Annotated in this window: 11 protein-coding genes; 1 reads left to right on the top strand and 10 read right to left on the bottom strand. The window is 69.6% G+C overall.

Annotated features, from left to right (window positions below):
- Positions 1-27: 27 nt before the first annotated feature.
- From MVF96_RS10595 to MVF96_RS10585, 3 genes are all read right to left on the bottom strand, one after another.
- Positions 28-2,331, bottom strand: coding sequence for a polyribonucleotide nucleotidyltransferase (locus MVF96_RS10595; RefSeq protein WP_247451964.1), 2,304 nt, complete (start codon positions 2,329-2,331; stop codon positions 28-30).
- Positions 2,332-2,801: 470 nt separating this feature from the next.
- Positions 2,802-3,071 carry a 30S ribosomal protein S15 gene (gene rpsO, locus MVF96_RS10590; RefSeq protein WP_004021887.1) on the bottom strand — a complete coding sequence of 90 codons (270 nt, stop codon included), beginning with the start codon at positions 3,069-3,071 and terminating at the stop codon, positions 2,802-2,804.
- Between the two features lie 120 nt (positions 3,072-3,191).
- Complete coding sequence (locus MVF96_RS10585) at positions 3,192-4,160, bottom strand: bifunctional riboflavin kinase/FAD synthetase (RefSeq protein WP_078112280.1); 969 nt, start codon at positions 4,158-4,160, stop codon at positions 3,192-3,194.
- A gap of 100 nt (positions 4,161-4,260) precedes the next feature.
- Here MVF96_RS10585 and MVF96_RS10580 point away from each other — a divergent pair, with 100 nt between their 5' ends.
- Positions 4,261-4,929: a metal-dependent transcriptional regulator gene (locus MVF96_RS10580; protein WP_082652845.1), complete on the top strand. Its 669-nt coding sequence runs from the start codon at positions 4,261-4,263 to the stop codon at positions 4,927-4,929.
- 22 nt (positions 4,930-4,951) lie between these two features.
- Here MVF96_RS10580 and truB read toward each other — a convergent pair whose 3' ends face one another.
- The 7 genes from truB to infB all read right to left on the bottom strand — a co-directional run bounded on the left by truB (position 4,952) and on the right by infB (position 13,294).
- Complete coding sequence (gene truB / locus MVF96_RS10575) at positions 4,952-5,851, bottom strand: tRNA pseudouridine(55) synthase TruB (protein WP_058250137.1); 900 nt, start codon at positions 5,849-5,851, stop codon at positions 4,952-4,954.
- 1 nt (position 5,852) lies between these two features.
- Positions 5,853-6,509, bottom strand: a complete 657-nt coding sequence (locus MVF96_RS10570) for a 4'-phosphopantetheinyl transferase family protein (protein ID WP_247451963.1) — start codon at positions 6,507-6,509, stop codon at positions 5,853-5,855.
- Positions 6,506-7,507: a metallophosphoesterase family protein gene (locus tag MVF96_RS10565; RefSeq protein ID WP_175404254.1), complete on the bottom strand. Its 1,002-nt coding sequence runs from the start codon at positions 7,505-7,507 to the stop codon at positions 6,506-6,508. Before MVF96_RS10565 ends, MVF96_RS10570 begins: the two co-directional genes overlap by 4 nt.
- Before the next feature lie 28 nt (positions 7,508-7,535).
- The gene (locus tag MVF96_RS10560) at positions 7,536-8,888 is read right to left on the bottom strand and encodes an MATE family efflux transporter (RefSeq protein WP_247451962.1); all 1,353 of its coding nucleotides are present in this window, start codon (positions 8,886-8,888) and stop codon (positions 7,536-7,538) included.
- 38 nt (positions 8,889-8,926) lie between these two features.
- A complete protein-coding gene (locus MVF96_RS10555) occupies positions 8,927-9,883 on the bottom strand; it encodes a DHH family phosphoesterase (RefSeq protein ID WP_247451961.1) in 957 nt (318 codons plus the stop codon).
- Positions 9,880-10,335 carry a 30S ribosome-binding factor RbfA gene (gene rbfA, locus MVF96_RS10550; protein WP_065628950.1) on the bottom strand — a complete coding sequence of 152 codons (456 nt, stop codon included), beginning with the start codon at positions 10,333-10,335 and terminating at the stop codon, positions 9,880-9,882. Before rbfA ends, MVF96_RS10555 begins: the two co-directional genes overlap by 4 nt.
- A gap of 100 nt (positions 10,336-10,435) precedes the next feature.
- Entirely contained in the window at positions 10,436-13,294 is a 2,859-nt protein-coding gene (infB, locus tag MVF96_RS24480; protein ID WP_272499192.1) for a translation initiation factor IF-2, read from the bottom strand.
- Positions 13,295-13,300 lie beyond the last annotated feature (6 nt).

The following is a 13,300-nucleotide window of genomic DNA, read 5'->3' as shown; positions in this document are numbered from 1 at the left end:
GACGGGCCCCGGTGGGTCGTACTCAGATCAGGCGTCGGCCTTCACCGCGTCATCCTTGACCGCGTCGGGGGCGGGTGCGTCGGCCTTGTCGGCGTCGTCATCGACCGGGACGAGGCTGATCTTGCCGCGCTCGTCGATGTCGGCGATCTCGACGCGGAGCTTGGAGCCCACGTTGACCACGTCCTCGACCTTGTTGATGCGCTTGCCCTTGCCGAGCTTCGAGATGTGCACGAGGCCGTCGCGACCCGGGAGCAGCGACACGAAGGCGCCGAACGCGGTGGTCTTGACGACGGTGCCCAGGAAGCGCTCCCCGACCTTGGGCAGCTGCGGGTTGGCGATCGCGTTGATGCGGTCGATCGCCGCCTGCGCGGACGGACCGTCGGCCGCGCCGACGAACACGGTGCCGTCGTCCTCGATGGAGACGTTGGCGCCGGTCTCCTCGGTGATGCCGTTGATCGTCTTGCCCTTCGGGCCGATCAGCTCGCCGATCTTGTCCATCGGGATCTTGATGGTGGTGATCCGCGGCGCGAACGGGCTCATCTCGTCGGGCTCGTCGATGGCCTCGGCCATGACGTCGAGGATGGTCAGTCGGGCGTCCTTGGCCTGACTGAGCGCACCCGCGAGCACCTGCGACGGGATGCCGTCGAGCTTGGTGTCGAGCTGCAGGGCGGTCACGAAGTCCTTGGTGCCCGCGACCTTGAAGTCCATGTCGCCGAAGGCATCCTCGGCGCCGAGGATGTCGGTCAGTGCGACATAACGGGTTTCGCCGTCGACGGTGTCGGAGACGAGGCCCATGGCGATACCGGCGACCGGGGCGCGCAGCGGCACACCGGCATTCAGCAGCGACATGGTCGACGCACAGACCGAGCCCATCGAGGTCGAACCGTTGGAGCTCAGTGCCTCGGACACCTGGCGGATCGCGTACGGGAAGTCCTCGACGCTCGGCAGCACCGGCACCAGGGCACGCTCGGCGAGCGCACCGTGGCCGATCTCGCGACGCTTGGGCGATCCGACGCGACCGGTCTCACCGGTGGAGTACGGCGGGAAGTTGTAGTGGTGCATGTACCGCTTGGACGTCTCGGGTCCGAGCGAGTCGATCTGCTGCGCCATCTTGACCATGTCGAGTGTGGTGACGCCCATGATCTGGGTCTCGCCGCGCTCGAACAACGCACTGCCGTGGGCGCGCGGGATGATCGCGACCTCGGCCGAGAGGGCACGGATGTCGGTGATGCCGCGGCCGTCGATGCGGAAGTGGTCGGTCAGGATGCGCTGCCGGACGAGCTTCTTGGTCAGCGACCGGTAGGCCCCGCCGATCTCCTTCTCGCGGCCCGCGAACTGCTCGCCGAGCTGCTCGAGGACGTCGGCCTTGAGCTCGTCGGTCTTGTCGTCGCGCTCCTGCTTGCCGGCGATCGTCAGGATCTCCGACAGGCGATCGGTGGCGGCGGCCGCCACCGCGTCGTAGGCATCCGACTGGTATGCCGGATACAGCGGGAACTCGGCGGTCTCCTTGGCCGCGGCGGCGGCCAGGGACTTCTGCGCCTCGCAGAGGCGGGCGATGAACGGCTTGGCGGCTTCGAGGCCCTCGGCGACGATCGCCTCGGTCGGTGCCTGCGCGCCGCCGGCGATGAGGTCGATGACGTTGTCGGTGGCCTCGGCCTCGACCATCATGATCGCGACATCGGCGCTGTCACCGGAGCCGGCGACGATGCGGCCCGCGACGACCATGTCGAACACGGCGCCCTCGAGCTGCTCGACGGTCGGGAACGCGACCCACTGCCCGGCCTTGTTCTCCTCGGTCGGGATGAGCGCGACACGCACGCCGCCGACCGGACCGGAGAACGGGAGACCCGCGAGCTGGGTGGAGGCGGACGCGGCGTTGATCGCGACGACGTCGTAGAGGTCGTTCGGGTTCAGCGAGAGGACGGTCACGACGACCTGGATCTCGTTGCGGAGACCGTCGACGAACGACGGACGCAGCGGACGGTCGATGAGACGGCAGGTCAGGATCGCGTCGGTCGAGGGGCGGCCCTCGCGACGGAAGAACGATCCGGGGATGCGGCCGGCGGCGTACATCCGTTCCTCGACGTCCACGGTCAGCGGGAAGAAGTCGAAGTGCTCCTTCGGGTGCTTCGACGCCGCGGTGGTCGAGAGCAGCATGTTCTCGTCGTCGAGGTAGGCGGTCACCGAACCGGCGGCCTGCAGCGCGAGGCGTCCGGTCTCGAACCGGATCGTGCGGGTGCCGAAGCTCCCGTTGTCGATGACGGCGGTCGCCTCGGTGATCGCGTCGTCGTAGTCGTCTCCGAAGTCTTCGGTGGTGTTCACATCTGTCATGTGGGGTGGAATCCCTTCGTAGCGGCTGCCGGTGGCGGCCGTCTCACGCGGCCACGAGAAGGTGGCCGCTTGTGCGGTTGGGGGTGGCCTTCGCGGAGGTGCGCAGCACGAACTCACGTGTGACGTCGAGCGAGCTCGCACAGCAGCGCACGCGCGGATCGGACCTACCCAGAACGCGCCGAGAATGTGCGGCAGCACGGTGAATGGCGCAGCGTGTCTGCGCCGGCTGAGTGCTCAGACGGCCTTCGATCGAAGCGGCCGGAATCCTGCGCGCCCGAGGGTTGCCCGGGCGAGGGTTCCGGCGGCCACTACCGAGGACCGATCTGGCTGGTCGTTCCGCACTGCCTCGAGTTCCGGCACGATCCGTCTGTCAGCGTATCACCGCCGACTGTCGATACCTCAATACGACGACCCCCGATACGACAAACCGGCCGCCCCCGTCTCGGGGGCGGCCGGTGGGAGTCGTGAGATCAGCGACGCAGGCCGAGACGCTCGATGAGCGAACGGTAGCGGTTGATGTCGACCTTGGCGACGTACTTCAGCAGACGACGGCGACGGCCGACCAGCAGCAGCAGACCGCGGCGGCTGTGGTGATCGTGCTTGTGCTGCTTCAGGTGCTCGGTGAGGTCGGTGATGCGCTTGGTCAACATCGCGACCTGGGCCTCGGGCGAGCCGGTGTCGGTCTCGTGCAGACCGTACTCGGCGAGGATTTCCTTCTTCTGCTCGACAGTCAAAGCCATGGAGATACTCCTGTTTCTCAGTACCGCGTCCGAAACAACCACGGTGCGCCACCGCGGACTGCAGCAACACCGACTGATCAGGCTACCGCCCGGGTGGCACCCGGCCCAAATCCACCGGGCTCAGCCCTCGGCCGCCGCCAGGATCTCGCGCGTCTTCGTCACGTCGTCACCCATGGCGGTGATCAGGTCGTCGACGCCGTCGAACTGTTCCATCCCGCGGATGCGGTGCACGAAGTCGACGGCGACGTGCTGACCGTAGAGGTCGGCGCTCTTGTCCAGCACGAACGCCTCGACCGTTCGGGTGCGGCCGGAGAAGGTGGGGTTGGTACCGACCGACACCGCGGCCTGGTAGCGCTCCCCCGGCTCGACCTCGCCGACGACCGGACCCGCGCCCAGGATCGTGAACCAGGCGGCGTAAACGCCGTCGGCGGGGATCGCGGCGTACATCGGCGGGGCCACGTTGGCGGTCGGGTACCCGAGGTCGCGGCCACGGCCGTCGCCGCGCACCACCACTCCCTCGACCCGATGCGGACGGCCGAGCGCCTCGGTCGCGCGGTCGACGTCACCGGCCGCGACACACGAGCGGATGTAGGTCGACGAGAAGGTCACCGCATGTTCACCGAACAGCGAGACCGATTCCACCGAGAAGCCGAACTTCCCACCGAGTTCGGCGAGCTTGGCCACGTCGCCGGCCGCCTTGCGCCCGAACGTGAAGTTGTCGCCGACGACCACGACGGCCGCGTGCAACGTCTCCACGAGGATGTCGTGGGCGAAGTCCTTGGGCGACCGGGCGGCGAGTTCGGGTGTGAACGGCATGACGCAGAAGACGTCGATGCCGAGCTCCTCGGCCAGCTCGGCGCGCCGTGTCAGCGTCGTCAGTTGCGGCGGATGGGATCCCGGGCGGACCACCTCGGACGGGTGCGGGTCGAACGTCATCAGCACCGCCGGGACGCCGTGCTCCTTCGCCGCCTTCGTGGCGGCGTTGATGAGCTCGGCATGTCCCCGGTGAACACCGTCGAAGACACCTATGGTGACCACGCACCGTCCCCAGCCCGCGGGGATGTCGTCCAGACCTCGCCAACGCAACACGCGACCAGACTACGGGCACCCGGTGTTCCAAACCACCACCGCCACTCGCGTTTGCGGTGGGGTTAAGCTCTTGGTCATGCCTCGGGGAACGGATCGTCCGGTGACAGAACTGTCACAGGTGACCCAGGACTATCTGAAAGTGATCTGGACCAGCCAGGAGTGGGAAGACGTCAAGGTCACCACCAAGCTGCTGGCGCAATCCCTCGGCGTGTCCGCATCGACCGCGTCGGAGGCGATCCGCAAACTCGCCGACCAGGGCTTCGTCTCGCACGAACCGTACGGCGCGGTCACCCTCACCGCCGCGGGCCGGTCCGCGGCCATCCTGATGGTGCGCCGCCACCGGCTGATCGAGACCTTCCTGGTGCGCGAGCTGGGCTACCGCTGGGATGAGGTCCACGACGAGGCGGAGATCCTCGAACATGCGGTGTCCGACCGGCTGATGGCCCGGCTCGATGCGAAACTCGGCTTCCCCGACCGGGATCCGCACGGCGACCCGATTCCCGCACTCGACGGCTCGATCCCCGCACCGGACGCGGCGCTCCTGGCCGACCTGGAGGTCGGGGCCTCAGGCGCCATCGCCCGGATCTCCGACACCGATCCCGAGATGCTGCGCTACTTCGACCAGGTGGGCGTCGCCCTCGACTGTGTGGTGACCGTCGCCGAGAAGCGCCCGTTCGCGGGCACGATCTCGGTGTCGCTCGACGACGGCGATCCCATCGACCTCGGCGACATCGCCGCACGCGCCATCTTCGTCGTCCCGCGCGGCTGACCCGTTTCTTCGGCAGGGCGCGTCAGCGCAGGGTCGCCGGCCGCACCACCATCACCGAGCTCGCGCGGCGACCCTTTTCCTGGATCAGGGCGATCGCCTGTTCCCTCGGATCGACGACGACGTAGATCTCCTTGCGGCCGATCGGCTCCAGCCATCGCCCCTGACTGATCGACTCGGCCTCGTCGTCGTCGATGTCGCGGCGCGGGAACGAGATCTTGACCGCCTCGTCGATGTCGAGGCTGACGCGCGGCTCGTCGCGGACGTCGTCGAGTGTGCGCGCATGGTCGAGGGTGAACGGGCCGACCGCCGTCCGCCGGAGTTCGGTCAGGTGCCCCCCGACCCCGAGCGCGGCGCCGAGGTCGCGCGCCAGTGACCGGATGTACGTGCCCGACGAACAGTCAACGGCCACGTCGAGATCGACGAACGCGGCGTCGCGCCGGGCGTCGAGCAGCTCGAAGCGGGACACGGTGACCGGGCGCGCCGCGAGGTCGAAGTCGGCTCCGGTCCGCACCAGTGCGTGCGCTCGCCGCCCGTCGACCTTGATCGCGCTGACCTTCGCCGGGACCTGCTGGATGTCACCGGTGAGATCGGCCATGGCCGCGGCGATGTCGGCGTCGAGGACCCCGGATGCGTCTGCCGTGTCGAGGATCTCGCCTTCGCGGTCGTCGGTCGTGGTGGACGCGCCGAGTCGGATCGTCGCCGTGTACGACTTCGTCGTCAGCGAGAGGAGTCCGAGAAGCTTTGTGGCCCTCTCGATCCCGACGACCAGGACACCGGTGGCCATCGGGTCGAGGGTACCGGCGTGCCCCACGCGGCGGGTGTTGAAGATCTTCCGGCATCGTGACACGACATCGTGGCTGGTCATCCCGGCTGGCTTGTCGACGACGAGCAGTCCGGCGTTCTCGATGGTTGCGTCGGCCACGTCAGGTCAGCGCGATCGTGGTGGTGATGATGCCGCGCTCGACCAGCCAACGTCCTGAGAACTCCAGCAGCGGCGGTCCCCCGTCGGCGGCGGCCGGGTCGATGAGGATGCGCGAGGTGAACGTCCCCGACGTCGGGGTGGACTGTTCGAAGGTGATGTGCGCGTCCTCGAAACCCAACCAGCGCTTGGCGACCGGGAACCAGGCCTTGTAGGTGGCCTCCTTCGCACAGAACAGCAGACGGTCCCAGTGCAGGTCACCCGACCGGGTCGCGAGCACCTCGCGCTCGGCGGGCAGGCTGGTGTGCTCGAGCACACCGTCGGGCAGGCGGTCGTGCGGCTCGGCGTCGATACCGAGGGAACGCACCGACATCGCGTAGGCGACCGTCGCGGCGCGATAACCGTCGCAGTGGGTGAGGCTGCCCACGATCCCGGCCGGCCACACGGGTGCCCCCTTGTCCCCCTTGAGGATCGGGACGGGCTCGTAACCCAGCTCCCCCAGCGCCTGCCGGGCGCAATGCCGAACGGTGGTGAACTCGCGACGACGCTTCTCCACCGCGCGCGAGATCAGGCTCTGCTCGGCCGGCAGCAGGACGAGATCCGGCGGATCGGCGAACGCCTCCGCCGAGGCGACGCCGGCCGGCAGGAGCTGTTCGATCATCGGTTGTCCTCTCGCGCTTGCCGTTCCGCTTGCCTCTCGGCCTGTCGTGTTCGTCGTTCCGCCTGCCGCTGCTCGACCCGCTGCCGGAACTCGGCGGCCCGTTCGGCGTAGTCGGGCGGCAGGTCGAACCGGACTCCGTGCTCGGGCAGATCGGACGCACCGAGCCCGTCTCCGGGAACGATGTTGCGCATCAGGGGGTTCGGGAGTCCGCGGCGCTTCCACTCCCGCGGGTAGCCGACCGACACCTCCTCGAACCGGATGCCGTCGTACCAGGTGGTCCGGGGGATGTGCAGGTGCCCGTACACGCAGCACGCCGCGTTGAACTCGGTGTGCCAGTCCGCGGTCAGCTCGCTGCCGCACCACAGCGCGAACTCCGGATAGATGAGCGCGTCACACGGTTCGCGGCGCAGCGGCCAGTGGTTGATGAGGACCGTCTTCTCGGCGGGGTCGATGGCCTGCAGCCGACGCCGGGTGATCTCGATCCGCGCCCGACCCCAGGCGTCCCGGGTCGGGAACGGCTCGGACGACAGCAGGAACTCGTCGGTGGCCACCACATTGCGTTCCCGGGCGAGCGCGAGCGCGGTCAGTTTGTTGGCCGTGCCCTCCGGGCGGAAGGTGTAGTCGTACAGCAGGAACATCGGGACCACGCGGACGGGATCGGAGCCATCGCCCGGATCGAACAGCGGGTAGATGTCCTCCGGGGTCACCACGCCGATGTCGCGGCAGGCCTGGACGAGGTAGTCGTACCGCGCGACCCCGAACACCTGCAGCGGATCCTTCGCCGTCGTATACAGCTCGTGGTTGCCCGGGACCCACACGACGGTGGCGAACCGAGCCCGCAGACGACGCAGGGTGTCGACGATGTCGTCGGTGCGTTCGGCGACGTCACCGGCGACGATGAGCCAGTCGTCCGGCGAGGTCGGCCGGATGCTGTCGATGATGTGCTCGTTGCCCCGATGCGCGATGTGCAGATCGCTGATCGCCCACAGAGTAGCCACGAGGATCCATCGTGCCAGAGGATCGCGATCAGGCGCGGACCGCACCTGCCCGGCGCCATCGCCCCGAGCGGATCCGCCACACCACGGTGGCCAGACGCACGAGCATGAACACCACCAGGCCGGACCACACACCCGCGAGTCCCCAGTCGAACACGAGCGACAGCCAGATCAGCGGCAGGAACCCGATGAGGGCGCCGGCGAGGGTCGCGGTGCGCAGGAAGGCGGCGTCGCCGCTGCCGAGGAGCACGCCGTCGAGCGCGAAGACCACGCCGGCGATCGGCAACATGCCGACGAAGAACCACCAGGGCACCCCGACGGCGTCGAGGACGGCGGCGTCGGAGGTGAAGATACGCGGGATCAGCGTCGCACCGGCCGCGAAGAGGGCAGCCATCGCGGTGGCGGCGACCACGGACACCGCGGTGACGCGCCGGGCGACGGAGTCGGCTGCGCCGAGTCGTCCCGCTCCCAGCGCCGCGCCCACCAGCGCCTGGGCGGCGATGGCCACCGAGTCGAGGAACAGAGCCATGAACTCCCACAGCTGCAGCACGAGCTGGTGCGCCGCCACCTGGGCGACCCCGAATCGCGCCGCGACCGCGGCCGCCGAGACGAAGCAGATCTGGAACGACAGACTGCGCACGATGAGATCCCGCGCCATGACCAGTTGCGCGCGGATGATCGACCAGTCGGGTGCGAAGGCGCGCGAGCCGGGCCCGTGGCCGGCACCCACGGCGACCCGCCGTGCCTCGCGGACCACCCGCACGGCGAACAGCACGCCCGTCACACCCTGTCCGATCACGTTGGCCACCGCGCTGCCGTCGAGACCGAGACGCGGGAACGGGCCGACGCCGTGGACCAGTCCGACGACGAGGACCGCGGCGAGGGACAACCCGACCACGACGTAGACGACGGGACGACGAGTGTCCTGGACGCCGCGCATCCACCCGTTCCCGGCCATCGACAGCAGGATCAGCGGGACGCCGAACATCGCGATCCGCAGCCAGCCCGCCGCGTCCTCGGCCACCGCGGCGGACTCCGGCGAGGACGTCCCGACCAGCAGACGCATCACGACCGGGGCGCACGGGTAGGCGACGGCGACGATCAGGACGCCGACCGCCACCGCGATCCAGCTCGCCTGTACGCCTTCGACGACGGCGCCGGGCCGGTCACCGGAGCCGAAGCGACGCGCGGAGCGGGCGGTGGTGCCGTAGGACAGGAAGGTCAGCTGCGTGCTGACGATCGAGAGCACCAGGGTGCCGACGCCGAGAGCGGCCAGTTGTTCGCCGCCGAGGCGTCCGACGACCGCCAGGTCCAGCAGGAGGTACAGCGGCGGCGCGATGAGGACGGCGAGAGCCGAGACGGTGAGGGTGGCGATGCGTGCCACGCCCGAGGCGTCCCCGGCGTCCGGCTCCGACGCGAGGCTCAGAGCGACTCCAGCAACCTGGCGACCACCTCGTCGGCGGTACCGGTGTCGCTGTACCCGGAGGCCTGACGATGCCCGCCGCCGCCGTGCGCCCGGGCGATCGGTACGAGATCGACGATGTCCTTGGACCGCAGCGAGACCGTCCAGACACCCGGCTCGCCCTCCTTGAACACCGCTGCCACCTCGGCCTCACGGGCGGTCCGGATGGTGTCCACGACGCTCTCGGACTCCTCCCAGCTCATCCCGGCCAGCGCCTGCTGGTCGACCACGGCGTACACCAGACCCTCACCGTCGCAGGCGGTCGGTACGAGCTGCGCCGACGCCAGGACACCCGACATCATCGAGAACCAGGCGAACGGATGGGAGTCGAACAGGATCCGGCTCCACTTCCGTGTGTCGACGCCGGTCTCCAGGAGCCGGGCCGCGACCCGGAACGACGCCGGACGGGCCCAGCGGAACGAGCCGGTGTCGGTGCTGAGGCCGGCGTAGATGCAGGTGGCGATGTCGGCGTCGAGTTCGACACCCAGGTCGTCGAGGACGTCGAGCACCAGTACGGCGGTGCAGTCGGCGGCCGGGTCCACCAGGTCGAGGTCGCCGAAACCGGGGTTCGAGGCGTGGTGGTCGATGACGATCGAGGTCTGCGCCGCGGTGAACGTCTCACCGAGCGAGTCCAGCCGCTCGAGGTTGGCGGCGTCGACCGCGACCACCAGTGGGTGTCCGACGACCTGCGCGGGATCGCACAGCAACTTGCCGCCGGGCAGTCCGGCGAGTGAGGCCGGGAGTTGTTCGGTGCCCGGGTAGGAGACCTCGACGTCGACGCCCCGGCGGTCGAGTGCCAGCCCCAGCGCCAGACCGCTGCCGATCGTGTCCGCATCGGGGCGGACATGACAGCAGATGGTCACCGCGGTCGCGGAGGCCAGCGTCGCGGCGATCGCCGCACTCGACGAACTGCTCACTCGCGGGTACCGGTGGTGTCGTCGTCCGCCGAGCGGTACGGGTCGGACTCCCCCGCCGGCTTCGCCTCGGCGGCGCGGCGGGCGACGAGTTCGTCGTTCGCGCGGGCGCGGGCGACGAGCTCCTCCATCTGACGCGCGGCGTCGGGAACCGTGTCGAGCACGAAGCGCAGGGTCGGGGTGAAGCGCACCCCGGTACCCGCTCCGACCTTCGACCGCAGCACGCCGGTCGCCTTCGCCAGACCCGCGGCCGCGGCCTCGAAGTCGGGTTCGGCGTCGATGGATTCGCCCATCACGGTGTAGTAGATCGTCGCATCGTGGAGATCATTGGTCACCCGGGCATCGGTGACCGTCACATACGCCAGTCGCGGATCCTTGATCTCGTGCGCGATCGCCGACGCGACGATCGACGAGATCCGCTTGGCCAGGCGCTGAGCCCGTGCCGGATCTGCCATTCCAGGACTCCTTCCATAGCGCTGCGTGCGCGCCGACCGGAGACCGGTCGGCGCGCACCACAGCTGTCGAGATGTCGTACGAGGGTGGTCGTCGCCGCGATCAGTCGCGCGGCTTCTCCCGCAGCTCGTAGGTCTCGATCACGTCGTCCACCTTGATGTCCGAGTAGGTCAGCGTGAGACCACATTCGTAGCCTTCGCGAACCTCGGTGGCATCGTCCTTCTCACGCTTGAGCGACGACACGGTGAGGTTCTCGGCGACCACCACGTTGTCGCGCAGCAGGCGGGCCTTGGCGTTACGCCGCATGATGCCCGACTGCACGAGGCAACCGGCGATGTTGCCGACCTTCGACGACTTGAAGATCGCGCGGATCTCGGCGCGGCCGAGCTCCACCTCTTCGTAGATCGGCTTGAGCATGCCCTTGAGCGCGCTCTCGATCTCGTCGATGGCCTGGTAGATCACCGAGTAGTACCGGATGTCGACGCCCTCGCGGTTGGCCAGCTCGGTGGCCTTGCCCTCCGCCCGGACGTTGAAGCCGATGATGATCGCATCCGAGGCCGCGGCCAGGTTGACGTTGGTCTCGGTGACGCCACCGACACCGCGGTCGATGATCCGCAGCGAGACCTCGTCGCCCATCTCGATGTTCAGCAGGGCCTCTTCGAGGGCCTCGACCGTACCCGAGTTGTCACCCTTGAGGATGAGGTTGAGCTGGCTGGTCTCCTTGAGAGCCGAATCCAGGTCTTCCAGGCTGATCCGCTTGCGGCTGCGTGCGGCCAGCGCGTTGCGCTTGCGCGCATTGCGCCGGTCGGCGATCTGCCGGGCGATGCGGTCCTCCTCGACCACGAGCAGGTTGTCGCCTGCGCCGGGGACCGAGGTGAAGCCGATGACCTGGACCGGACGCGACGGCAGCGCCTCGGGGACGTCGTCGCCGTGTTCGTCGACCATGCGTCGGACACGTCCGTAGGCGTCGCCGGCGACGATCGAGTCGCCGACCTTCAGCGTGCCGCGCTGGACCAGCACGGTCGCCACCGGGCCGCGGCCGCGGTCGAGGTGCGCCTCGATGGCGACACCCTGGGCGTCCATGTCCGGGTTGGCACGCAGGTCCAGCGACGCGTCCGCGGTGAGCAGGACGGCCTCGAGCAGCGCGTCGATGTTCTCGCCCTGCTTGGCCGAGATGTCGACGAACATGGCGTCGCCGCCGTACTCCTCGGGGACCAGACCGTATTCGGTCAGCTGCCCGCGGATCTTCTGCGGGTCGGCGCCTTCCTTGTCGATCTTGTTCACCGCGACCACGATCGGCACGTCGGCCGCCTGGGCGTGGTTGACCGCCTCCACCGTCTGCGGCATGACGCCGTCGTCGGCCGCGACCACGAGGATCGCGATGTCGGTCGCCTTGGCGCCGCGGGCACGCATGGCGGTGAACGCCTCGTGACCCGGGGTGTCGATGAAGGTGATCAGGCGATCCTCACCATTGAGGTGGGTGTTCACCTGGTAGGCACCGATGTGCTGCGTGATGCCGCCGGCCTCGCCCTCCCGGACGTTGGCCTTACGGATCGTGTCGAGCAGTCGGGTCTTACCGTGATCGACGTGGCCCATGACGGTGACCACCGGCGGACGCTGTTCGAGGTCTTCCTCGCCGCCCTCGTCCTCGCCGTAGGTGAGGTCGAAGCTGTCGAGCAGCTCGCGGTCCTCGTCCTCGGGGCTGACCACCTGGACGCGGTAGTTCATCTCCGAGCCGAGCAGCTCGAGCGTCTCGTCGTTGACCGACTCGGTCGCCGTCACCATCTCGCCGAGGTTGAACAGCGCCTGGACCAGCGAAGCCGGGTTGGCATCGATCTTGTCGGCGAAGTCGGACAGCGACGCACCGCGGGCGAGACGGATGATCTCGCCGTTGCCGCGCGGCAGCCGGACGCCACCGACGGCCGGTGCCTGCATGTTCTCGTACTCGGCGCGTTTCGCCCGCTTCGACTTGCGACCACGGCGCGGTGCACCACCGGGACGACCGAAGGCGCCTGCTGCGCCGCCGCGTCCACGGCCGCCACCGCCACCGCCGCCGGGACGTCCGCGGAAACCGCCACCGGGAGGTCCTCCCGGTGCACCGGCTCCGCCGCCACCGCCGCGGTAACCACCGCCGCCGCCGGGGCCACCACGACCTCCGCCGGCACCGCCGCGACCACCCGGACGGGCGTCGGGACGGGCCGCACGCGACGGCATGGCGCCGGGACTCGGCCGCGGGGGCATGTTCCCGGGATTGGGACGGGGACCGCCCTGGCCGGGAGCGGGACGACCGCCACCGGGACGCGGACCACCCTGGCCGGCGGCGCCGGGACGGCCACCGCCGGGACGCGGACCGCCCTGACCCGGTCCGGGACGGGCAGCCGGACGCGGCGCGGGCGCCGGTGCCGACGAATACGGGTTGTTGCCCACCCGCGGCGTACGCGGACCCGGCTTCGGGCCGGGACGCGGACCCGGGCTCGACGTGGGGGCAGACGGTGCTGCCGACGCGGCCGGGGCCTGCGGCGCCGGTGCCGCGGGAGCGGGACGCGGGCTGGGACGCTCCGCCGCGGGGGCGGGCGCCGGGGCCGGGGTCTCCGCAGGTGCGGGTGCGGGCTTGGGTGCGCCCGGCTTCGGCGCGTTGGTGCGCGGGCCGGGGCTCGGACGGTCGGCGACCGGCGCCGACGGGGTTGCGGGTGCACCGGGCTTCGGTGCGTTCGTGTTGCCGGACGGCTTGGGTCCGGGCTTGGCGCTCTGGCGCGGGCCGGGGGCCGGGGACGACTTGGAGTCCTTGGCTCCCCCGTCCTTGCCGGGGAACGATTCACGCAGTCGACGGGCCACGGGGGCCTCTACCGTCGACGACGCCGATTTGACGAACTCGCCTTGCTCCTTCAGACGCTCGAGCACCTGCTTGCTCGTGACGCCGAGCTCTTTGGCCAGTTCGTGCACGCGGGCTTTGCCTGCCACTGCTCT

The organism is Gordonia hongkongensis (assembly GCF_023078355.1).
In the GTDB taxonomy this organism is placed as follows: domain Bacteria; phylum Actinomycetota; class Actinomycetes; order Mycobacteriales; family Mycobacteriaceae; genus Gordonia; species Gordonia hongkongensis.
This window is presented reverse-complemented; position numbering and strand designations above follow the sequence as displayed.